Origin of the sequence: Phocaeicola intestinalis (assembly GCF_014837065.1) — a bacterium.
GTDB classification, from domain to species: domain Bacteria; phylum Bacteroidota; class Bacteroidia; order Bacteroidales; family Bacteroidaceae; genus Phocaeicola; species Phocaeicola intestinalis.
This window is the reverse complement of sequence record NZ_JACSPP010000006.1, coordinates 20301-43356: the sequence shown is the minus strand read 5'-3', so window position 1 is coordinate 43356 and position 23056 is coordinate 20301. Positions and strand designations below refer to the sequence as shown.

Genomic DNA, 23056 nt, shown 5'->3' with positions numbered 1-23056 from the left:
TTGTATCTCCTTATATATTGATAGGTGAATGAATCAAGTGGATTATCTCTGAATGTCGGTCAACAACATACCGTTTTCGGCTTGCTGGTAATAGATGCTGGTCTGGATGTTTTGCGTAAACGCGCCCGAAGCCTTGTCGTATTCGGCATAGTCAATCAGGTAGATGCCCTCGCCCGGAAGATAGTTCAGCAGATAAGCCGGTTGCCACGAACGGTTATCGGCATTCCAGCGGTAAGCCTTCTTTTCCGCCAGGTTTCCGTTGGCATCGTATTGGTATTCGTATTTCAGCTTCGGCGTAATCGAGATGCCATCGGCATTCAGCGTAGAAACGGTCATTGTGTTTCCGTCTTGTCCGTAAACAAAGGTGTTCTGTGCACCGGCTTCGGTAGCGGTTGTAAAACTCATCATAGCGGTTGCGAAGATAGCGGCGATAGCTTTGGTAACAAATGTCTTTTTCATAATCGTATGTCTTTAATGTTTTTATTAATCTTGTTTTGTTCTCTATTCGATAATTATTTATCGTTTATCGATATGCAAATGTACGTATTATTTTTATACTACCAAAGATTTTCGAGAAAAATTTATCGAAAAACGATAATTTTTTAATGAAATGCGGTTATAAAGGCTTGTGAGAAGGATAAAAGGGATTGGTTTTTCTTCTTTCGCGCCTAAGTGTATTAAGGTTTTCAGTTGTTTTTTATATAAAGACATTTCGCCACGGAGGGCACGATGTCCGCTGTGGCGAAACAGCATATATAATATATAAGGAGTAACCTTTACCTAAAAACATACCATTTTATGAAACGACTAAGCATGATTTGCCTGTTTCTGCTTGTCTGGGCAGGAACAATGTTTGCACAGACTCTGAAATCGCCGGACGGAAACCTGACCCTGCAGTTCCGTCTTTCGGCTGAAGGCACACCGGTCTATTCCTTGCAATACAAAGGAAAAGACGTCATCAAGGAGAGCAAGTTGGGATTCAGCGTGCGTCCCGACTATCAGTTCGACCGCAACTTTACGGTGACCGACACACAAACTTCGGAAAGCAACACTACCTGGAAGCCCGTATGGGGGCAATACAGTGAAATCCACGACCACCATAACGAATTGTTCATCGCCATGAAGCAAAATGGAACGGGCTGGCTGCTGAACCTCCGTTTCCGTCTGTTCAATGACGGGCTGGGATTCCGCTATGAGTTCCCGGTGCAGAAAGAACTGCGCCACTTTACGGTGAACGAAGAAGAAACCGAATTCCGCCTGACCGGCGACCATAAGGCGTTCTGGCTTCCGGGTGACTATGATACGAACGAATATCCCACTACGACTTCGAAACTCTCGGAAGTGGCAAGCCTGATTGACAGCGTGCGCCAGGAACCACTCGCCATCCGTTCGGCTACCCCGAACCTTGCCGTACAATCGCCGTTGATGCTGAAATCGGACGACGGCTTATACATCAATATCCACGAAGCCGCACTGGTGAACTATCCTGCCATGCAGCTGAATCTGGACGACAAAGGCTTCGTACTCAGCACGCACCTCACTCCCGACCGCAACGGCACGAAAGCCTACGTGCAGACCGGAAGCGTTACGCCGTGGCGTACCATCGTAGTAAGCGACGATGCCTGCGACATCTTGGCTTCCAGCCTCATCTTGAACCTGAACGAACCTTGCAAGCTGGCGGATACCTCGTGGATTCATCCTACGAAGTATGTCGGCGTATGGTGGGAATACTTTACGGGACAAGGCTCCACATGGGCATATACCGACACGCAGGACATCGTTATCGGCAAGACCGATTATACGAAACTGAAACCGAACGGACACCACGGAGCCAACACGGCACACGTAAAAGAATACATCGACTTCGCCTCGAAGCACGGGTTTGACGCCGTGCTGGTGGAAGGCTGGAACGAAGGCTGGGAAGACAACTATGCCTACAGCAAGGAATTCATTTACGATTTCGACAAGCCCTACCCCGATTTCGATGTAGCCGAACTGCAACGCTATGCCCAGGAGAAAGGCGTGAAAATCATCATGCACCACGAAACCACCTCATCGGTAGCCGATTACGAACGCCAGATGCACGATGCGTTCCGCTTTATGAACAAATATGGATATGATGCCGTAAAGACGGGCTACGTAGGTGGCATCATCCCGCGCAGCGAACATCACGACGGACAATGGATGGTGAACCATTATCTCCGCGTGGCGAAAACGGCTGCACAATATAAGATTATGGTCAACTCGCACGAAGCCGTCCGCCCGACAGGTTTATGCCGTACATATCCCAACTGGATTGCGCAAGAGTCGGCACGTGGCACCGAGTTTGAATCCTTCAAAGGAAACCGCCCCGACCATACCACCATCCTGCCGTTTACCCGCCTGATGGGCGGTCCGATGGACTATACGCCGGGTATCTTCGAGGGAGACCTCTCGCAATACGGCTCGAACCAGGCGAAGCTGAGCACCACGTTGGTAAAACAACTTGCCCTCTACGTCACGATGTACAGCCCGCTCCAGATGGCAGCCGACCTGTACCAAAGCTACGAGAAGCACCTTGATGCCTTCCAGTTCATCAAAGACGTGGCGGTAGACTGGGACAATACGTATATTCTGGAAGCTAAGCCGGGAGACTATGTAACCATAGCCCGCAAGGCGAAAGGCAAGAACGAATGGTACATCGGCAGCATCACTGACGAGAATGCGCGCGAAGCCGTCATCGACCTCAGCTTCCTGCCCGAAGGCAAGAAATACGAAGCCACCATTTATGCCGACGGCAAAAAGGCAGACTGGCGCACCAATCCGCAAGACTACGTCATCTCTACCAAGAAAGTCTCCAGCAAGACCGTGCTGAAGCAACGCCTCGCGCCCAGCGGCGGTGTGGCTATCAGCATTAAGGAGCTGTAATTAAAAATGAACACGGAAACACCGAGTTGCATATAGCGGTATCTTTCGGGGTACCGCTATTTTTATAGCATAATTATAAATATCAAAATATTGTTTTGAAAATCAGAACTCTTTTCCTATCTTTGTGCTGTGATAATCAAACGGCCCAATGAGAATATTTACAGAACAGGCGATAAAAGAGTATTCGGAGACTCATCCCGATGCGAAAGTGGCTTTGCAAGAATGGGCCACTATAGTCAAGAAGAGCCAATGGACGTGTTTTGCCGATGTAAAGAAATCGTTTAACAGTGTGGATAACGTAGGCAACCAGCATTACGTATTCAATATCAAAGGTAATAATTACAGGCTGATTGTAGTAATAAAATTCACGATAAAGTTTGTTTATATTCGTTTCATTGGGACTCATTCGGAATATGACAAAATAGCTGATTGCTCTAAAATTTAAACTTATGACAAAGATAGAAACAAAAGCTCAATACGATTGGGCTGTAAAAAGAGTCGAGGAACTTCTTCCGTTGGTTACGGACGAGACGCCTCTCGATGACCCTAGCAGCATCGAATTGGAATTGCTGTCCAACCTTGTTGCTGACTATTCGGAAGAGCATTTCGCATTGGGAGAACCTACGCTTGTCGACATCCTCAAACTCCGTATGTACGAAATGGGGTTGAACCAGAAGTCTTTGGCTAAACTGATTGGCGTCAGCCCTTCACGTCTAAGCGATTACATCTCCGGGAAATGCGAACCTACACTGAAAGTAGCCCGTGAGATAAGCCGGAAATTAAGCATTGATGCAAACATCGTATTAGGTGTGTGACGCAAGAGATGCCCCGGCACGGACAGGCGATCCGTTCATAATGTTAAAATAGGAAGTTAAAAAGGCGGAAGATGTAACAGACTATCCCGAAAAAGCCTATCTTTCGAGGACATTCAACACATAAAGCTTATTCCTATGAAAACAAACGCTTTTAAAGGACTGTTCCTTCTGCTCTGCTTCTGCTTCCTCAGCTGCGGAAGCAAGAAAGCAAAGACAGCCGAGGCATACCCCCTTGGCGCGTCCGGCTTTCCAGAATGGATAAAGGTGGCGTGGCGCGTCAGCCCGGAGGACACGATGGTAATTGTGGCGATGGTCAATCAGTCGGAAAAGGATTGCACGCTGCTGATGCACGACTACCTGCCGAAGTACCCTTGCTATATTTATTATCAAGACAACGAAGGGTGGAAAGAAGTGACCGGACAAATGAAGCTGCCCCGCCCGTCCGCACACAAGAAAAAAGAAAGAAACTACGTGGAGGCAAACCCGCAATCCGAAGAAGAGCTTGAAGCCAGCAACCTGGTAAAGATAGAAGCTTGGCAAATCCTCCGTCCGGGCAAACCGGTCCGGTTCGACATCCCGTTCTATAACATCACGGAAGGCAAGGTGAAAAAAGGGCTGTACCGCCTCACCTTCTTGCTGGCAGGCAGGCGTTGCCACATCGTCTTCCAGCTCTGAACCGAAGGTCGACGAAGTCAATTTTAATCCGCTTAACAGATACCTACCAGAAAGCAGTAGCTTAGATGTTTGCCGGATTGCAAATCTGCAAGAACGGGTAACTTCAGTCACTCAAACCGTACCGTCCATCTCTTTAAGAAATTCACAGACTTACCTTTTCTTGTTGCCGGAGCGGTGAAGCGGGGCAGATTGGCTATTACTTTGCAGGCTATAGAATCCATACGGGCAGCCACATTGGGATTGGCACCGCTTTCTTTCGCCGATTTTTCAATAGTCACGTCCCGGACATACCCTTCCTTGTCGATGATGAAAACGAGATCTACTGACCCTTTGCCAAGATGTGCGTTTGCCACCTTTTTCTTCACATAATTATTCAAGTCGATAAACAAGTCTGGATCATCGGGAGCAGAGGTATGTATGGGAAATACAAGACCGCCGTCAACAAGCGTATATACCGTATCGCCTCCTAAAATGAAATAGAGGGGCAAAGGGTTAATATAATAGACTGAAGCAGTATCCACAATCTGATGTTTTGTTTCTTCAGTGGATTTGACGTCCTGCTTGTGTCCTCCTTGGCAAGAAAACAGGGCAAGCGATAATAATAAAAAGAGAATTGTTTTCATAGGCACAAAATTTTACACGGGCAAATCTATAAAAACTATCAAATTCTTTTGCTTTTTCATCCAACTTGCCACGCAAATGACGTCATCTTGTATTAATTTAATTGTTTCATTAAAAAACGACATACTATGAAACGTTTTACGTCGTTCACATTGTTAAAAGAGGAAGTTAAAAAGGCGGGAGATGTAACAGACTATCACGAAAAAGCCTATCTTTGAGAATGTTTAATATAAAAACCAATAATCATGAAAAGAATTTATTGTTTAATCGGATTGTTGGTACTGATTCCGATGGAATTGATATCGTGTTCAGAAAACGAAGTATTGACAGAAGTCAATGCTCAGAGTGAACCTGCTCTTCAAGTGAATACCGAAGAGAAAGCGTTGGAAACCCATGCGAAGCTGATAGCAGGGTTCAAGCAGGCCGCCGCCCGTGGTGCAACCTCTATCTATCCCGATTACTATGGCGGATGTTTCATTAACGACCAAAAACAATTGGTTGTGTTGGCTACGAACGAAAGCGGGCAAGCGCAGATAAAATCGATGACGGAAAATGCCGGCAACCTTGTTTTCAAGCCTTGCAAATTTTCTTATAATTATCTGAATCAGGTAATGGATGAACTGACCGACCACATGATAAAGAATAAAGATTACAAGGCAAGCAATTTCATCTATTGCTATGTGCTTGATTCGGCAAACGTTGTAGTAGTAGGATTGCTGGAATATTCTCCTGCAAAAATTGAGGAGTTCAAGAGAAATGTCTCCGATTCCCCTGCCATCTGGTTTAAACCAGTACATGGCGAACAGCCCATTAGTATATTAAAAGAGAACGTTGAAGCAGATAGAGCTGATATCCAATTGCACCTTGGCATCCGAAATTATACCATGTACGACATGAATTTGTGCATTTCATTGAACATTTCGCACTGTTTCTGTAGAGACGATGTGCACATCGTCTCTACTACATGACATATACAAAATGCACAAATTAATGCAGCCCGAAGTATAAGAAAAAATTCCATTATGAAAGATATTAAGTTTTTAGTTCCTATGTTTGTAATGTGCTAGCAAAATAGCATAAAGCCAAGAGAATTATTAAATTTGTAAATGAAAGAAATAACTTAATAAAACCCATGACTTTATGCTATTTTGCTAGCACATTACCAACATAGGAACTATATAGCCAGATATAGTCTATCAAAAATGGATTACGAAAAATGGAATGGAACGCAGAGACGCGGAAGCACAAAGTTTATTTTTTTAAGAGCAAAGCACACAGAGAGTGACATTTGGCTCCGTGTTCTTTGCCTTCTCTCTAAATTATTTCCCCACGTCTTTGCGTCTCTGCGTTCCATTTTTTCGCAAACCAATTTTGTTTTACTATAAAACAAACTGTTGAAACTGGAGTTTGGGCATATAACTGCAATACCGATACGATTACTAATCGTGCAGCTTGACGATTACTAATCGTGTTGGCGATACGGTTATATAGAATGAATGTGGCAACCCATTCTCCTTACCGGATTTACAGACCGCTCCGGAAAAGCCCGGCAAATGAAGCGTGCGGGCATAAAAAAAGGAGTACCGCTGTACTCCAACCTTTGTTAACCTTAAATCTAATACTATGAAAAACACATTGCAAATGTACGGACTTTCCGGAATATAGCAAGCGATAAGAACAAAAATCTTATGCTTTATAACACGCTTTAATAATTAGATTCTTTTCCTTATCTTGTATTAACAAATATATCTTTTTTATCACTCCCGATTAAAGCCTGTTTGAATTTTGCTCAGGTTTTTTTAAGAATTGTTTTCGAAGATTGTTTTTCTGATTTTATAAGGAGGATAGCGGACTATCTGACTTCTTGTCTTGACGTATTTGCTTAGATAACCATCTTGAATGCCCCTCATTTTTCAGAGATTATCAAAGCAAAATTTGCAAATATGAATAATTTTCGCAAATTTTGTAAAACCATAATCCAATTGCTGCCTGATAGACTTACATCAAGATAAAACCTCGTACCCGAGGCCAGCCAACGGATTACTATATTTAACCCTCAAAAAAAGACAAAAATGAATACAAGAAAAACGTTTGCGTGCATATTTCTTGCTTTATGCAGCGGCACCGTCATTTATGCCGCAAGAACGGATATGCCTCAAGAAAGCCAGATGCCGTCGGCAAGCTACGCCCGGCAAAACGGGCCGACATTGACGGGAATTGTGACCGACAGCCACGGAGAACCTTTGCCGGGCGTATCGGTGTCGATAGAAGGGACAGTTACAGGAACCATCACCGACATTGACGGACGCTACCAACTAAAAATAGGAAAGGAACAACACAACGCTACTTTGGTATTCTCTTTCATCGGAATGCAAACCCAGCACATCGCCTATAAAGGGCAACACCAGTTGAACGTAACCTTGCGCGATGACCATGTGGCATTGGAAGACGTAGTGGTCATAGGATATGGAAGCAAAAACCGTAAAAGTCTGACCAGCTCTATTTCATCAGTAAAGAAAGAAGATATCGAACGGATGGCACCCGTATCACACAACATCCAAGACCTGCTGGGAGGCGGCATGGTGAAAGGTGTGCTTGCCACACAAAACAGCGGCGAACCGGGCGCTTCCATCACCATCAACGTGCGCGGCGTCACCGCCCCTTATCCCAATATGCAGACAGGAACCAACAACAATGCGCCGCTTTACGTAATCGACGGCGTGCCCCTGTTTGCCGAAAGCACCAGCATCAATCCCCTGCAAAACCTTTCTCCCAACGACATCGAAAGCATTGATGTGCTGAAAGACGCTTCCGCCACCGCCATCTATGGCTCACGCGGAGCCAACGGAGTCATCATCGTAACGACAAAAGACGGACGCAAAGAGAGCAAGCCTTCGGTAGAGGTAGGATATACCCTTTCGATAGCCAACCCCACGAAAATGTTTGACACCATGAGCAACGAGGCCTTCCTGAAATATACCGACGAAAACCTGCGCAACGCCGTTGATGCCTGGAATCAAGGCATCGGCTACTCAGCCGCCATCGATGCCCTGGCAAACGTAAGCTATGCTGAAGACGGTTCGTACATCTACCACGGACTGAACCAAGCCATGTTCGGCACGGCAAACACCAACTGGACCGACGAAGTGATGAACCGCAACGCGCTGACCCACCAATATACGGCTTCGATACGCGGAGGCTCGGCTAAAACCAATTATTCTCTCTCGCTTAACGGCCAAAACGAACAAGGGCTTTACCGCAATGATAACCTGGAAACTTACGGAGGACGCCTTGCGCTCAATACCGACCTGAACAACCACATACGGATAGGCGGCGTAATGAACTACTCGGAAACCAACCGACGCAGCACCAGCGACGGGCTAGGCACAGCAAGCAGCGACACCAAGCCTTGGCTGGTACGACCCGACATAACTGTATACGATGAAGACGGCAATTACACACGCATTGACACTGGATTGGAAATGTATGGCATGGCAGGACTGCAACTGGAGCCCAACCCTGTAGCCTTGACGCAACGCCGCACCACTTACTCAAGCAATCAATTCTTAGGAAACCTTTTCGCCGAAATCGACCTGATGAAAGGGCTGAAATTCCGTACAGACTTCAGCATGACCAACTATACCTTCGAATCGGAATATTTCACTCCAAAGGTAGCAAGCATAGATATGTCGAACTTAGGGCTTCCGCTAGAATCGACACTGCTTACCAGCGACAGCAAATACACGACAATGTCATTGAATTTCCGTTTGGACTACAGCCTCAATATCCGTAAACACCTCTTCGGCGCAATGCTGGGCTACGGCTCTGAACGCAGCAAGGCACATAGCCGTTCGTTTACCTTCCAAGGATTCCCCGACGACGAAAACCTGAACAACATAGGTTCAGCCCAAACTTTGTACGGCAAAAGCGAAACCTCCAGCAAAAACGGACTGAACTCGGTATACGGACGTGTAAATTACGACTATGACGGACGTTACTTGGTAGAATTGAGTATGCGTGCGGATGCTTCTTCGAAATTCGGCCCCGAAAACCAGTGGGGCTTCTTCCCTGCCCTGTCTGCCGGATGGATTATCAGCGAAGAGGACTTTATCAAAAACAAAAAGCAGATAAACAATTTGAAGTTCCGCCTCAGCCTGGGACAGACCGGTTCGACCAACGTGGCAGACTTTGTGTACAAGCAATATTATACGTATGGCGACTATCCTTACGGCAACGGAAGTACCATCGTGCTGAACGGCACCCTCCCCAACCGGAACATCGGATGGGAAAAGACCAGTGAAGTCAATGTAGGGTTGGACTTCGGCTTATTCGATAACCGGCTGTACGGAAGCCTTGACTGGTATTACCGCTATACCGATGGCGCGCTGGCTCCTGCGCCCCACATCTGGGAAGCGGGCATGAATACCTATTACGACAATATCATCGACATGAGCAACCGCGGCTTTGAATTGTCACTAGGTACCGACATCGTGCGCACCAACAACTTCAACTGGAGTTCTATCCTCAACTTGTCTTTGAACCGCAACCGCGTGGAAGAGCTGAACAACGCGCAGATAGACACCTATATGCAAGACTACTTCGTGGTAGGCAAGCCAGTTGGGGTAGTACAAGGATACATAGTAGACCACATCGTGCAAGACCAAAGCGAACTGGACCGGCTCAATGCGCAAGCTGCCGCCCGATATGGAGAAGGAACAGTATACCAAGCTACTACAGGTGTAGGCGACTATTTACTGAAAGACCTGGATGGCGATGGCGTATTCTCGACCACCGGCGACAAAACCGTAATAGCCAATCCTGAGCCAAACTTCTTCGGCGGATGGAACAACACCTTCAGTTACAAAAACTGGTCGCTCTCCATCTTGATGCAGTTCTCACAAGGAGGAGAAGCCTTATACAATGACCTTGCCGCCGATATGATAGGAATAGCAGGCAAAGGCATCAATCCCGAACTGTATGACAATTTCTGGACTCCCGACCGCCGCGACGCCAAGTATGCTCGCATAGGCGATGGCATATACAATTACAATACTTCCCTGTTGGACCGATATGTATTCAGCACTTCGTATCTCAGGATGAAAAACATCACCCTTTCATACAATCTCCCTAAGCCGTGGCTCTCCAAACTACACATCGCCGGAGCTTCCGTCTATGCCGTTGCTACTAACTTATTCACCGTAAGCGGCTGGCCGGGACTTGATCCGGAATCGGTAGGTTCGGGCACCACACTTATGGGTACCAACTACGATTCCTATCCCTTATCGAAAACTTTCTCGATAGGCGTAAAACTTCAATTCTAACCCTAAAACAAACATCAATATGCAAATCAAACACCTTATTTATACCTTGCTTGCAGGAGTCTCCTTTTCGGCATGTAACCTGCTGGGGCCAGTAGACGATATACATCCCGACTATGTACTGACAGACGACAACGTCATCACCGACGCCAACTCTGCCGAATACTTGCTGAACGGCATCTACCAATACTACCGCCAACGAGAGTTCGCCTCTTTGCGCCCCGCAATGTTTATCTTGACAGGCACGTTGCTCAACTCGGACGTAGAAGGTTCTACTAACTTTGCCAATAATGACGTGAGAATAGAAAACAATGCCGTGCTCAATTATTATACTGTACTTTATAGCATCATCAACCAGGCAAACTCCCTCATCGTACAACTGGAAAACAAGCGGCCGCAAGGACTTTCCGATACACGAAAATCGGAAATTCTGGGCGAAGCCTATTTCCACAAGGCTTTTGCCGAAGTTATGTTGCTACGTGCCTTCGGAGAATTTTGGGACCAAAAATCCGAATACGGCATCATCTTATACAACGAACCGGTACGCGACAACAGCGAAGCAAAAGGACGCTCTACCGTAGCCGAATGTTACAGCCAAATCTTGTCTGACTTGAAACAAGCCGAACAAGCTCCGGCTTACGCCGGCATGGCTTATAAGGTGAACAAAATTACCGTAAACGCCCTGAAGGCACGCGTATTGCTCTACCTGAACCGGTATGCGGAAGCGGCACAGACCGCACAAGCCACCATCGACGAAGCCTTGGGAAGCGGCATGGCATTAGAAAGCAATTACTTGAACATTTTTTCTCAAGGATTCAGTTCACACGAATTGCTGATGGCACCCTACGTATCGTATCCACAGGAACAAATATATGGCTCCAAAGTGACAGACGCCGCTATGCGCGGCTTCGGCACTACCATTAAGCTGATTGCCGAAGAATTAGACCCTACTGGCAATGACCCGCGCTATACACAAACCTACCTAAGCACCGAAGCGGGAAACCTTCTGCAAAAATACGTACTGAACGACGCGGCTACCGGCGACAATAATACATACTACCTGATGCGCCTTGCCGAAGTATATTTAATAAAAGCTGAGGCAGAAGCCAGAAACGGGCAATATGCAGCGGCCCGTATGGCGCTGAAACCCCTAACCGACCGTGCCGGATATGCCGCAGGCTATGTAGACACAATAGCCGACAACGATCTGCTGCTTGCTATCTTCCGGCACAAATACCTGGAATTGAGTGCCGAGAACTACGAAGAGTGGTATGATATGGTACGATATTCACAACTGGACGGTACCGACTTCGTAAGCTTGGGATATGTGCATTCAATGGCACATCTCAATTTGCCTATTCCCCGGTCGGCCCTAAGCGGAAACAAGCTACTGGAACAAAACCCTTCATACACCCTGAATTAATAGTAAAAACCATCCAAACAACATTCTTATGAAAAAATTATGTTTACTGGCAGCACTTGCCACACTGGCAGCTTGCCAACCCCAAGAAAAAGGATATACCATCGAAGGAACCTTGACGGGCGACAGCATTCCCGAAGGCAAGGTTTACCTGCAAAAACAACTCCCTTTCGAAGTGATGCGCATTGACAGTGCCGTTATGGAACATGGAAAATTCCGGCTACAAGGACAAATAAACCAGCCGGAAATGTATACCTTGTACATAGACACACGTACCAATCCTCAAGAAAGCCCAAGAGGAAAAGTATTCGTAACCAATTTCTATTTGGAAAATTCGCCCATCACCATCGAAGGCGAATTCGATTGCCTGCCCAGTATTTATTGGACTCCAGACCGTAAAGTAATCCCACCGGTCATCAAAGGATCTGCCACTCAAGACCTCTACCAACAACTGCTGACAACACTGAAACCTTACAGCGATTCCTTGCAGGCCATCGACCGCCAGTTCCTCGAAGAATATACTAAACCGATGATGGCAGACCGAGAACACAAAAAAGATTATACCGATATTGGCATCAACTTAGTAACAAAACAAGCCGACTACCAACAACAATATATACAAAAAGTAAAAGCGTTTATCCAACAAAACCCTTCTTCCGTAGTAGCTTTAGACCAATTGAAAGCCTTATTCTCTGGGCTTACCGTCAATTTCAATGAAAAAGAAATTACAGAAATGAAAAGTTGGATAACGGATGCTTGGCAAGGAACTCCTCAACTGGCTGAACTGGACTCCATGGTGAACGTAATAACCCCCCTTGCCTTAGGTAATAAGTACATAGACATCGATGTAGAAAATCCCGATGGAAAGAGCGTTAAACTCGCGTCACTGATACCTTCGGGCAAATATGTACTGCTGGACTTTTGGGCAAGCTGGTGCGGTCCGTGCCGGGCAGAAATCCCGCATTTGGTAAAAGTGAACAAGCAATACAAAGATTTTGCCATTATCAGCATTTCGGTAGACGAAAAAAGAGAAGAATGGCTAAAGGCACTGAAAGAAGAAAATATGTCGTGGACACAGGCACGTATCGCCGACGGCATTATGGGAAACACAGTGAAGAAATACAATATCACTGCTGTACCGACCTGCATCGTACTCGATCCGGAAGGCCGCTTCTATAAAGTGAATATGCGAGGTCCAGCACTCGACAAGTTCCTGAAAGAAACCTATCAACACTAAAAGAACTCGCCCAAAGCATATACGAAAACGAATACATCAGGCCAAGAAAAACCTTTTGTGGAAATTCAAAACAGGCTCTTAGGAATACTTTTGTGCCTCTGCCTCCTCAGCTGCGGGGGCAAGGCACAAGAGACGGAAGAAAAGAAGACGGTCGAAGTGCCGCAGCCCGGCGCATACGGTTTCCCGAAGGGGATGAACGTAAAGTGCGAAGTCGTACTGAAAGTAACCTTTAACTATTCGCTTGATGACGTGATTTGGACACGGAGTTCCGTGTACCCATGGGCGCACGGGCGAGAGGAATATGCGCTATACTATTACGAAGACGGGCAATGGAAAGACATCACCGAGGAGACGATTGCCCCCGAACTGCGGGAAGCATTCCGCAAAATCCTTATGGGGGATTCTTATCTTTTCGCCGGAGTGGATTACACGACGGAAATTCCGCTCTACAATTATTCCGCCTCTTCGGTAAAAAAGGGATTGTATAAGATTCTTTTCGCAATCGACCGCAAGCCCTGCTATGTTATCTTCGAACTCTAAACCGAATCCGCAGCAGCCCCGTTTCCGGCTCCTGCGGATTTGTTTTTGCCTGATAATCCGACCGCCAAACCGTTGCCTAATCCGCCGATTATGCTAACTATCTTTACGAAGCAAAAGGCAGCCAACAATATATCACCTTAGATGATTGTGTATATACATCTGCTTGTGTCCTCACTCCTAGCAGAGTAGGACTGCTGTCTTGACAGCCTAGGACTCCAGTCCTACCCCTATTAGGACTGCAGTCCTGCCTTATTAGGATTTTAGGAGGACTGAGATGCGTCGGACGGAGCAGTGATTTCCATAAAAAAGCGAGATATGCTGTTCACTTCTGTCATATAAAGACCGGAGTGAAGTCTATCTGCAAAGCCTGGGCTATTCGCAGGAAACTGGAAAGCTGCATATCCGTTTCCCCTCGCTCCACGCGGGCAATATAACTTCTTGCAGTGCCTACCTTGTCGGCAAGCTCGCTCTGTGTCATCTTCAATTCCTTGCGCCTGTCACGCAGAATGACACCGTAATAATACGCACGTGCCTTCGCCTCGAACTCACGCCGGCTCTCGGTACCGGGTGCGCCGTACTTGTCTGTCAATACCGTTTCGGCATCAACCAGTTTGCTTGTATCAATCTTTCTCATAGCTGATTCTGTTTAATATGTTTTCTGCTAAGCTGATTTGTTTCTTATAGTCTTTGGACGACTTCTTCATGAATGCGTTCAGCAGGGTTATTTCTGTTGCCAGTATAACATTCTCATTGTGAACATTACCGTCCGATATTCGTTTCCGCCTACAGATACTCGCATTTCGTATAAGTCTGTATTCTCCAGACGTTTCACGAATTTTGTTGATATGACACGTTCTGTTTTGACTATTTCGAGCACATAATCGAATTTTATCCTGACTTTATCCGAAAGCTCGTTGTAGAATTGCACAAATTCTGCCGTCCAATAGATGTTTCGTATGTATATCTTGTTCCCTTCCATATCGCAAAAGTAACTAATCAGATACATATCCGCAAATTTTCCCTGCTTTTTCTTTGTTTTCCCAATTAAACAGTTCGAACACAGAGACATGGATTAAGACAATTTGATTATCTGAAAAAAACAATAAGAGAGCGTAGCGAAGAATGACATTACTTTATTTTATTTCTCTGTGTCCTGTGGTAAATAAAGAATAATCTGCGGAAATCTGCGCTAAACTGCGTTTCAAACTTTCAACCCAACAGCCGGATAATCGTTTCTTTGTCTTGTTGCAACTGGGCAACTAAAGCACCGATGCCTTCGAACTTCTGTTCGTCTTCTTTCTGGGGCAGGCAGGGGAAGTAACCAACACGCTCCGTAACCCTTGCCTGTCTCTTGGAAACACTGTTATGAACTCACGTAAGTTTTTTTCTGGTTAGGATATAGAAGCAGCTTGTGCTGAAAAAATTCCTAAAAACAGGAATGCGGGCTATGTATTTGCTTAGCTTGCGTGGAGATAATCCAAATTTTATTTTGTAGTGAGGATTGATAAACCATAGTTCCCTGTTTTGGATGCTTAGGGATGTTTTTTTGACTAAATTCTCAAACGATTCTATTGTTACGCGTGTATATTTGATGGAAAGTAATTCTGCCACGCAGCCATCGCTTTCCCTGAAAGCCCTTAACAATAACCGGTAGATTGTAGCAGGTAGCAAATGAATGAAAGGCAAGTGGGACAAGATTTTGCTTCTGCAAATCTGTTGATGCCCTCCGAACGGCATTTGCCATGCTGGGAATGACATAAAAACAATGCCTTGAGGTTTCAGGTATTTATTCAGATGAACTAAAAACAGTTCTTTATCGACAATATGTTCCAATACATCATGGCAAATGATGATGTCGAAATCCTGTTTCAATTCATTTAACAGGAAAATGTCTTGTGCGATAAACACTCCTTTTGCATGAGCAGCCTTGAAGAATGCCATGGCATCTTTGATCCGGCTCTCCGCGATGTCGACCCCAGTGGTATTACATCCCATTTCAGAGAAAGGGAGCAAATTTCCGCCTTCACCACAACCAATCTCCAATACCTTCATTCCTGCTTCTACCGGATGCCACTTCCGGATATAGGGAATAAAATAGTTCTTACTCGTAATGGAAAGCTCTTTGAAATAAACAGTCCTGTCTTTGTGACGCTTTTGCATACTGATGATTATTTGAGTTATTCTCCATGGATATGATAAGCCCTTGGGTAAAAGACTGCATGAAAGCCATCACTTTTTTACCAAGAAAAGCGGATGCCTATAGGCAGCGTCACGTTTAATGGTTTTTCCGTTCGGATTGTTTCAATGTTATCTCCATTGTTGAAGTAATAGTGTAAATTGGGTTCCGCATAGATGCCAATGTTAGGAGCAAGTTGGTATTGGATGCCGATGCCAAAACTTGTTGACCATTGCAAAGACGGATATAAATTGTTCTTTTGGCGAAGGATGAGTTGCCCGTTCTCCCAAACGGATTTTTCGAAAGTGGATTCCACAGGTATGTCCAAGGTGATTCCTGCCGAGGTATAAATGGAAAAGCTCTTTTGCTTCCATATATTCAATGTTCCTTTAAGCGGTATTCCGATGTAGTTGATTTTCTGAATGCCTTCCATGCGGTTGTCACCAATTATGGTAAAATCAGAGCGCAAATGCGTGTATTGGAGACCGATTTCTCCGCCCCAACGCTCATTTATGTTTTTATGCAGTGTAAGGGAGAATGTGACAGGCATCCGGTGATGTGATTTCTTCAGTTCTTCTTTGGGTTCTCCTGATATGATGTCATCGGAAGGAATGAATCTCTTGTGGGCATCTGTATGTTTTTCTCCTCCCGAATAAGACAAGCTTAAAGTCCAGTTCTTTTTACTGTTAGAGACGTATGAGGGCATCATACCATAAGGAGTGTTTTTATCGCTTATGGCATATTGGTTGTCCGTTGTTTTTCGTTCAGGCAATGATGTACTGTCTTTTTTCTCGGTAGGATTGTCTTGTGAAACCATTTCTTGTTTCGTTTTGATAGTTTCTTGGGGTTCAGCATGTGCGTGCCGGGGATTGGACGCATAGATGTTTGAATCTGATAATAAAATAGTTTCGACCTGCTGTTCCTTTTGTGGCTTATCCGTTGATGTGAGCTTCGGTTTTGATTGTTTTTTAGGCGTGTACAAAAAGATGTATAAAGATATGATAGAAGATAATGCAAGCAGCCCTGCCACGATGCGGTATTGGATCAGCAGTTTACGCAACATGTCCTTTGCCCTTGACAGTTGTGAGGAAGAATGAGGGGCTATTTTCAATAATCGGGCTATTTCTTTGTGGGAAAGCCCTTCCAATACCGCTAACTTAAAGATGTGGCGATAGCCTTTGGGCAATCTTTCTATTATCTCAAGTATAGTGTTATAAGTGGGGATCTCATTTGCGTCATAAGATAGTGCCAGGGGTTCTTCATCTTCTTTTATATCATCTAAAGGCTTTGTGACGACGGAACGGCATTGCTCCAAATATTTCAGTGAGATATTCTTCATGATTTTCCCCATCCAGCTTTCCAATTTATCGGGAGAACGCAAGTCACTGATAGATGTGAAGATTATGATAAAACCATCGTGCAGGAGATCGTTTACAATCTCTTTGTCAGCAACATATTGGCAGCAAATCTTTCTCATTTTATGCACGTAAGTAGTATAGAGCAGACTTAAAGCCTGCTCATCCCTTTGCTTGCACAATTCTATTAGTTCTTCGTTGCTCATATCATGTTTCAGTCCATTTATATATGATAAGACATGACATGAAAGACTGCACGGGCATTCGCCTTTTAACTTATATTAGGTAAGTAACTATTCATAATTAGCTTATATGATAAAATTCACCACAGGGGTCACAGAATAGCACAGAGAGAATTTTTTAAAAGACTCTGTGATACTCTGCGTCCTCTGTGGTAAATAAAGAATAATCTGCGGAAATCTGCGCTAATCTGCGTTTCAAACTTTCAACCCAACAGCCGGATAATCGTTGCTTTGTCTTGTTGCAGCTGGGCAACTAAAGCACCGATGCCTTCGAACTTCTGTTCCTCACGGATGTATTGCATGAACTCTACCCGAAGAGCGTGCTGGTACAGGTTGCCTTCGAAGCCGATGAGGTGCACCTCGATACTCCGCTCGGTGCCGTTGCCTATCGTGGGGCGGCTGCCGATGTTCAGCATGCCGGCGTAGCGTTTCCCCTCCACATACGCGTAAACGGCATAGACCCCTTCTTTCGGTACCAGCTTGTCGGGGCAGGACGGTTGGAGGTTGGCGGTAGGGAAACCCAGTTTGCGCCCCACCTGATAGCCGCTTACCACCTGCCCGTCGAGGTAATAGCGATAGCCCAGATAGCGGTTGGCACGCACCACGTCACCTTCTTTCAATAGGTTGCGGATGAGGCTGGAGCTGATAGACAAGCCGTCTTCTTCCAACGCCTGGGCATGGATTACCTCCATACTCAACTCTTTCCCATAGCGGCAATAGTCCTCGAACCCTTCGCTCCGGTTGTGCCCGAAGCGGTGGTCGTAACCGATAACCAGTGCCTGCACGTTGAAACGGACGTGCAGCAGTTCCATAAACTGACGTGCCGAAAGCAGTGACAGTTCGTGCGTAAACGGCAAAAGGATGCAATAATCGGCATCCTCTTGCTGTAACAAATCTTTTTTCTGAGGAAGGCAAGTGAGCCATTGCGGACAATAACCGCTTTGCATGACCTGCCGGGGATGGACAGGGAAAGTAACCAGCGTGCTCTGCAATCCCCTGGCTTGGGCTTCGCGGTGCACTTGCTCTATCAAGTATCGATGTCCGCGATGCACGCCGTCGAAGCACCCGATAGTGGCTGCGCAAGGCGGAAACGCAAATGGGCTTTCGGCACTGATTATTTCCATAAGTAGATGTTGAGAATTAGTTTATATAATGTGTCGGCTCAGAAACGCAGATTAACGCAGATTTTCGCGGATTCTTTTAATTTACTATTGTCGATTTACGAAGTACGATTTAAAGTTCAAATAGTAGATAGTAAATTGTCAAATCGCAAATTACAATAATCTGCGCTAATCCGCGAAAATCTGTGTTTCTGGTAATATTCATTTAATTTTGCACACTTACTTATCAGTTCTTAGACAAACGCTTGATGCCTCGCCAAATCTCGCCAATCCATAATACGAACGACGTGCCGCCGATGATATAAAGCCATTCCATAAGCGGAAGCGGTTCGGTGCGGAACACTTTGCCGCCGAAGGTGACGATGATGAACTGTCCGACCAGGATAATCAATGCCACACTCAGCATACCCAATGCGTGGCTGGCGTCACGGAAGATGGAATGGTTGGTTCCGAATACGCTGGCATTGAACAGATTCCAGAACTGGAGCATGACGAATACCGTGAAGAATACGGTAAGGTAGTGCACGTTCATTTCGCCGTTGGGAAGCAAGCCTTCGGGTAATCCCTTGAAATAAGCCAACATACCCATCAGGATGACGAGGAATCCCAACCCTACGCCAAAGATGTTGTTGCGCATCGCCGGCGTGATGATGAAGTCGGTACGTTTACGAGGTTTCTCGTTCATCACGTCCATGCTGGGCGAAATAGATGCCAGTGCCATGGCGGCGAAGGTGTCCATAATCAAGTTCACCCAAAGCATCTGCGTCACCGTAAGCGGAAGGGAAGTGCCGAAGAATGCGCCTAACAATACGCTCAGCAAAGCTACTACATTGATGGTCAGCTGGAACACGATGAAGCGTTGGATGTTCTTATACAAGGAGCGTCCCCACATCACGGCGGTGGCAATGCTATGGAAGGAATCATCGAGCAAGGTGATGTCGCTCGCCTCTTTAGCCACCGATGTACCTGTACCCATCGAAAGTCCTACCTGTGCGTGGTTCAATGCCGGGGCATCGTTGGTCCCATCGCCTGTTACAGCCACTACAGCACCTTTCTGCTGCAGGAGTTGCACCAATCGTTGCTTGTCCATCGGGCGGGCACGGCTCATCACTTTCAAGTCGAGTACACGGTCGAGTGCTTCTTCATCGCTCAAAGCGGCAAACTCCACGCCCGTAATGCGGTTGCGTTCGGTATCTTCGGGTTTCCACAAACCTATCTGACGGGCAATCTCGGTAGCTGTTCCCGGTGTATCGCCGGTCACAATCTTCACGCTGATGCCTGCCGACTGGCATTTCTTTACGGCATCGGGCACATCGGGACGAATCGGGTCACTGATGGCAAAGATGCCCAAGAAGGTCAATCCGCCCTCGTTTACCAATTCGGCACAATCGGTCGATGCATCCGTGGGCACTATCTTATAGGCAAGCCCCAAGGTACGCATTGCCTTGTTCTGGTAAGCAAGCAGCTGCTCATTATTGGCATCTACCTGTTCCTTGCTTACGTTGCATTTTCCCATCACGATTTCAGGTGCACCTTTCACGTAAAGTATCCGCTTTTGCTGGATAGGCGAATCTACCAGCGTAGCCATATACTTGCGTTCGGTGGAGAACGTAAGTTGGTTCACCACTTTAGCACCTGCCCGCAGCGTTTCATAATTCTTACCCTTGCCGTTGAGCCAAAGCAGCAGTGCCACTTCAGTTGGATTTCCTACACCCGACGGCTTTTCACCTGCCGCTTTCTCTTCAAGGAAAGCGGTAGAGTTTGCCGCAATGCCTTCTGCTATCAGGTCGGGTTGGCTTTCATCCAGTTTTGCGTCATATACCTGCATCAGATTCTGTGTCAGTGTACCGGTCTTATCCGTACAAATTACGGTAATGGCACCCATTGTTTCGCAAGCATGCATCTTCCGCACCAGGTTATTGGTTTTCAACATCCGGCGCATATTCAAGGCAAGACTAAGCGTAACACTCATCGGCAAGCCTTCGGGAACAGCCACGACAATCAAGGTAACCGCCATCATGAAGTATTTCAATACAATGCGGGCGATGTCAAGCCATTGATGCCAGTCGCTTATTGTATTCACTTGCAAGTAAGCATACAGATCTTTCGAGGTAAATATAATAAAGGTAAGTGCCGCAATCGTAAATCCGATTTTCCCGATTAAGTCGGCGAGTTTGGTCAACTGAATGTTCAGCGGAGTCTGTTCCTGGCTTTGCTCCGTAGCCTGGCGCGCTACTTTACCGATTTCAGTAGCATCGCCCACACGTTCTACCCGCATCATGCCATGCCCGTCAGTAATGGTTGTACCGCGCATCACGCTGTTCGAGGGGTAGGTAGCCTCTTCATCAAAGTCAGCTTCCACTGTAGTCTTGTTTACCATCAATTCTCCTGTCAGACTCGATTCATTCACTTGAAGCGATACGGCTTCCAGCAAGATACCGTCGGCTGGCACTTCTTCACCCGTGTTCAGAATGACGATATCACCTACCACCACATCTTTGCGGGGAATCTCGTGTACCTTCCCGTTTCGGATAACCGTAACAGGAGTTTCTTCGCCCACTGCATTCAGCAGGTCGAACTTTTTGTTCGCATCGTATTCGAAATAGAATCCGATGCCTGTAGCCAAAAAGATAGCAAAGAAAATGCCAATGGTTTCGGCATATTCATTCTCAATAATAGAAATGATAAGTGAAAAGACTGCAGCGACCAACAACACCCGGATAACAGGGTCTTGGAATTTTTCCAGATACAGTTTCCACATAGATGGTCGTTTGGGAGGAGTCAGAAGATTGACTCCATACTTCTCACGACTGGAGAGAACTTCCTGATCAGACAATCCAGTCAGGTGCGGTTCATTAGTTTTTTGTGACATAATGCCTGTTTATTAGTTAATTTAAGTGCCGCAAAAATACAATATATATTGGAAGCATTGCTCGTGATTAGTTTTTTTTTGCAAAAAAACCGCTTAAGTATTGCAAAAGTCAGTCAAAACAATTACTTTTGCACCAGTTTTTAAGGGATACTTCTAATAGGACTTGTAGCTCAGTTGGTTAGAGCAACAGACTCATAATCTGGAGGTCCCAGGTTCAAGCCCTGGCTGGTCCACTCGAAAACAAAGCGTTAATTGCACGAAATCAAGCAGTTAACGCTTTTCTTTTTGCCCTCTTTATGCTCCTGTGGCAATCTTAAACATACAGTTATCTGTGCCTTTCACATCATTTGTTGACTAATTGTTGACTAATTAAAAGATGTGCAAGATGCTGACTATCAAAGCAGAAATCAAGAAGCAAGAACAGAAGTTGGATGGAACGTACAATGTCAAGCTACGGTTTACCCTTGACCGGAAAGTAAAGCGTTTGTCAACGAGTTTGTTTGTCACCAACAAAGACTTAACTAAAGACTTGAAAATCAAACAGACATCATCTATCAGGCAAGAAGTGGATAGCCTGATTCGCAGTTATCAGGAGAAGTGTGCCAAGCTACAAATTGAACTAAACCATTATACACTTGATGAAGTAATGGACTATTTGGACGGTGAACGTCAGAAGCAGCAAACTATTGACTTTATAAAGTTCAGCCGTGAATGGATAGCCTCAACCACTATCAAAGGAGCACCCAATTACACTTCTGCCCTTAATGCGCTAATCCGCTTCATTGGTAAAGAAGAATTGGACGTGAATCTGATAACCCTTGATTTCTTGGAGAATTTCAAAGCGTTTCTAAATAAAGAACGTGAAGCAAGAACTAAGAAGCTGATAGCACAAGGTAAGCGTGTTCCCTCTAACCGTTCTTTGTCCCTTTATTTGGTGAGCATAAAGAAACTATTTAATGAAGCTAAAAAGAAGTACAACAAAAAAGACAAGAACCTGATTCTGATACCCCACTCACCTTTTGAGGACTTTGCCATACCCAAACAAGAAGCCACACGCAAAAGAGCCATATCCACAGACATCATAAAGAAGATATGGAAGTTGCCTTATAAAGACATGAAGAAAGGCTATAAAGCCACTTGCCGCTATAATTTGGCAAAAGATTGCTTTATTCTCTCATTCTGTTTAATGGGAATCAATTCAGCAGACCTTTATAATGCCACAGAAATAAAGAATAACATTATCACCTATTATAGAACCAAAACGAAAGACCGCAGATTGGATAATGCGAAGATGGTAGTAGATGTTCCTCAAATAATTTTGCCTTTAATAGAGAAGTACAAGGACAAGACAGGTAAGCGGTTATTCAACTTCTATCGATACTATGCAGATGAAAAAGGCTTCAACAAAGCCATCAACTATGGGCTTAAAGAGATTGGTGCTATATTAGAAGTGGATGATTTGGAATATTACGCTGCCCGCCATAGTTGGGCTACCATTGCCTTGAACAAAGTCGGCATTGATAAATATGTAGTTCATGCAGCTTTGAACCACATTGACGATTCTATGAAAGTGACTGATATTTATATAGAGCGTGATTTTGTGAATGAGAATAAAGCTAATGATAAGGTGGTGAGATATGTGTTTGGTAAATAGTTCTGAAAGAGTGACGCAAATCTATCTTGACAGCTTTGACAATGAGCAGATTGATGAAGCGATGAAATCACTACTTTAATAAAAATAATCCTGTTTATCAGAA

Annotated in this window: 18 protein-coding genes and 1 tRNA gene; 11 read left to right on the top strand and 8 right to left on the bottom strand. The window is 45.4% G+C overall.

Annotated features, from left to right (window positions below; translation table 11 throughout):
- Positions 1-42 precede the first annotated feature (42 nt).
- Complete coding sequence (locus H9625_RS03310) at positions 43-459, bottom strand: DUF3836 domain-containing protein (protein WP_022040153.1); 417 nt, start codon at positions 457-459, stop codon at positions 43-45.
- A 339-nt stretch (positions 460-798) separates the two neighbouring features.
- Here H9625_RS03310 and H9625_RS03305 point away from each other — a divergent pair, with 339 nt between their 5' ends.
- From H9625_RS03305 to H9625_RS03290, 4 genes are all read left to right on the top strand, one after another.
- Complete coding sequence (locus tag H9625_RS03305) at positions 799-2907, top strand: glycoside hydrolase family 97 protein (protein ID WP_191762997.1); 2109 nt, start codon at positions 799-801, stop codon at positions 2905-2907.
- 148 nt (positions 2908-3055) lie between these two features.
- Positions 3056-3352 carry a type II toxin-antitoxin system HigB family toxin gene (locus tag H9625_RS03300; protein WP_022040155.1) on the top strand — a complete coding sequence of 99 codons (297 nt, stop codon included), beginning with the start codon at positions 3056-3058 and terminating at the stop codon, positions 3350-3352.
- A 4-nt stretch (positions 3353-3356) separates the two neighbouring features.
- Positions 3357-3722 carry a helix-turn-helix domain-containing protein gene (locus H9625_RS03295; protein WP_022040156.1) on the top strand — a complete coding sequence of 122 codons (366 nt, stop codon included), beginning with the start codon at positions 3357-3359 and terminating at the stop codon, positions 3720-3722.
- A 135-nt stretch (positions 3723-3857) separates the two neighbouring features.
- Positions 3858-4397 (top strand): hypothetical protein, encoded by a 540-nt coding sequence (locus H9625_RS03290; protein WP_087396072.1) that lies wholly within the window; start codon positions 3858-3860, stop codon positions 4395-4397.
- A gap of 107 nt (positions 4398-4504) precedes the next feature.
- On the opposite strand, the gene H9625_RS03285 is transcribed toward H9625_RS03290, so the two are convergent.
- A complete protein-coding gene (locus H9625_RS03285) occupies positions 4505-5020 on the bottom strand; it encodes an energy transducer TonB (protein ID WP_191762996.1) in 516 nt (171 codons plus the stop codon).
- A 243-nt stretch (positions 5021-5263) separates the two neighbouring features.
- Between H9625_RS03285 and H9625_RS03280 the strand changes: the two genes are divergently transcribed.
- The 5 genes from H9625_RS03280 (at position 5264) to H9625_RS03260 (ending at position 13533) form a co-directional block, all read left to right on the top strand.
- The gene (locus tag H9625_RS03280; RefSeq protein ID WP_022040157.1) at positions 5264-5986 is read left to right on the top strand and encodes a hypothetical protein; all 723 of its coding nucleotides are present in this window, start codon (positions 5264-5266) and stop codon (positions 5984-5986) included.
- Between the two features lie 1104 nt (positions 5987-7090).
- Positions 7091-10339, top strand: a complete 3249-nt coding sequence (locus tag H9625_RS03275) for a SusC/RagA family TonB-linked outer membrane protein (protein WP_191762995.1) — start codon at positions 7091-7093, stop codon at positions 10337-10339.
- A gap of 19 nt (positions 10340-10358) precedes the next feature.
- Positions 10359-11759, top strand: coding sequence for a RagB/SusD family nutrient uptake outer membrane protein (locus tag H9625_RS03270; protein WP_022038628.1), 1401 nt, complete (start codon positions 10359-10361; stop codon positions 11757-11759).
- 28 nt (positions 11760-11787) lie between these two features.
- Positions 11788-12993 carry a TlpA disulfide reductase family protein gene (locus tag H9625_RS03265; RefSeq protein ID WP_191762994.1) on the top strand — a complete coding sequence of 402 codons (1206 nt, stop codon included), beginning with the start codon at positions 11788-11790 and terminating at the stop codon, positions 12991-12993.
- 57 nt (positions 12994-13050) lie between these two features.
- Entirely contained in the window at positions 13051-13533 is a 483-nt protein-coding gene (locus tag H9625_RS03260) for a hypothetical protein (protein WP_022038630.1), read from the top strand.
- A 331-nt stretch (positions 13534-13864) separates the two neighbouring features.
- Here H9625_RS03260 and H9625_RS03255 read toward each other — a convergent pair whose 3' ends face one another.
- The 6 genes from H9625_RS03255 to H9625_RS03230 all read right to left on the bottom strand — a co-directional run bounded on the left by H9625_RS03255 (position 13865) and on the right by H9625_RS03230 (position 21299).
- Positions 13865-14167, bottom strand: coding sequence for a helix-turn-helix transcriptional regulator (locus tag H9625_RS03255; RefSeq protein ID WP_191762993.1), 303 nt, complete (start codon positions 14165-14167; stop codon positions 13865-13867).
- Between the two features lie 87 nt (positions 14168-14254).
- A complete protein-coding gene (locus tag H9625_RS03250; protein WP_317173070.1) occupies positions 14255-14539 on the bottom strand; it encodes a hypothetical protein in 285 nt (94 codons plus the stop codon).
- A gap of 365 nt (positions 14540-14904) precedes the next feature.
- Entirely contained in the window at positions 14905-15693 is a 789-nt protein-coding gene (locus H9625_RS03245; protein WP_191762992.1) for a class I SAM-dependent methyltransferase, read from the bottom strand.
- Positions 15694-15770: 77 nt separating this feature from the next.
- Positions 15771-17270, bottom strand: a complete 1500-nt coding sequence (locus tag H9625_RS03240) for a sigma-70 family RNA polymerase sigma factor (RefSeq protein WP_191762991.1) — start codon at positions 17268-17270, stop codon at positions 15771-15773.
- Positions 17271-17509: 239 nt separating this feature from the next.
- Complete coding sequence (gene ribF / locus H9625_RS03235; protein ID WP_191762990.1) at positions 17510-18430, bottom strand: riboflavin biosynthesis protein RibF; 921 nt, start codon at positions 18428-18430, stop codon at positions 17510-17512.
- A 223-nt stretch (positions 18431-18653) separates the two neighbouring features.
- Entirely contained in the window at positions 18654-21299 is a 2646-nt protein-coding gene (locus H9625_RS03230; protein WP_087249049.1) for a calcium-translocating P-type ATPase, PMCA-type, read from the bottom strand.
- A gap of 159 nt (positions 21300-21458) precedes the next feature.
- On the opposite strand from H9625_RS03230, the gene H9625_RS03225 reads away from it, so the two are divergent.
- Positions 21459-21532 (top strand) — tRNA-Ile (locus H9625_RS03225).
- Positions 21533-21684: 152 nt separating this feature from the next.
- On the top strand, positions 21685-22953 hold the full coding sequence (locus tag H9625_RS03220) for a phage integrase SAM-like domain-containing protein (RefSeq protein ID WP_191762989.1): 1269 nt from the start codon (positions 21685-21687) through the stop codon (positions 22951-22953).
- Positions 22954-23056 lie beyond the last annotated feature (103 nt).

Coding starts and splice junctions, on each gene's coding strand:
- H9625_RS03310 (WP_022040153.1), bottom strand. CDS start 459: ATGAAAAAGACATTTGTTACCAAAGCTATCGCCGCTATCTTCGCAACC.
- H9625_RS03305 (WP_191762997.1), top strand. CDS start 799: ATGAAACGACTAAGCATGATTTGCCTGTTTCTGCTTGTCTGGGCAGGA.
- H9625_RS03300 (WP_022040155.1), top strand. CDS start 3,056: ATGAGAATATTTACAGAACAGGCGATAAAAGAGTATTCGGAGACTCAT.
- H9625_RS03295 (WP_022040156.1), top strand. CDS start 3,357: ATGACAAAGATAGAAACAAAAGCTCAATACGATTGGGCTGTAAAAAGA.
- H9625_RS03290 (WP_087396072.1), top strand. CDS start 3,858: ATGAAAACAAACGCTTTTAAAGGACTGTTCCTTCTGCTCTGCTTCTGC.
- H9625_RS03285 (WP_191762996.1), bottom strand. CDS start 5,020: ATGAAAACAATTCTCTTTTTATTATTATCGCTTGCCCTGTTTTCTTGC.
- H9625_RS03280 (WP_022040157.1), top strand. CDS start 5,264: ATGAAAAGAATTTATTGTTTAATCGGATTGTTGGTACTGATTCCGATG.
- H9625_RS03275 (WP_191762995.1), top strand. CDS start 7,091: ATGAATACAAGAAAAACGTTTGCGTGCATATTTCTTGCTTTATGCAGC.
- H9625_RS03270 (WP_022038628.1), top strand. CDS start 10,359: ATGCAAATCAAACACCTTATTTATACCTTGCTTGCAGGAGTCTCCTTT.
- H9625_RS03265 (WP_191762994.1), top strand. CDS start 11,788: ATGAAAAAATTATGTTTACTGGCAGCACTTGCCACACTGGCAGCTTGC.
- H9625_RS03255 (WP_191762993.1), bottom strand. CDS start 14,167: ATGAGAAAGATTGATACAAGCAAACTGGTTGATGCCGAAACGGTATTG.
- H9625_RS03250 (WP_317173070.1), bottom strand. CDS start 14,539: ATGTATCTGATTAGTTACTTTTGCGATATGGAAGGGAACAAGATATAC.
- H9625_RS03245 (WP_191762992.1), bottom strand. CDS start 15,693: ATGCAAAAGCGTCACAAAGACAGGACTGTTTATTTCAAAGAGCTTTCC.
- H9625_RS03240 (WP_191762991.1), bottom strand. CDS start 17,270: ATGAGCAACGAAGAACTAATAGAATTGTGCAAGCAAAGGGATGAGCAG.
- ribF (WP_191762990.1), bottom strand. CDS start 18,430: ATGGAAATAATCAGTGCCGAAAGCCCATTTGCGTTTCCGCCTTGCGCA.
- H9625_RS03230 (WP_087249049.1), bottom strand. CDS start 21,299: ATGTCACAAAAAACTAATGAACCGCACCTGACTGGATTGTCTGATCAG.
- H9625_RS03220 (WP_191762989.1), top strand. CDS start 21,685: ATGCTGACTATCAAAGCAGAAATCAAGAAGCAAGAACAGAAGTTGGAT.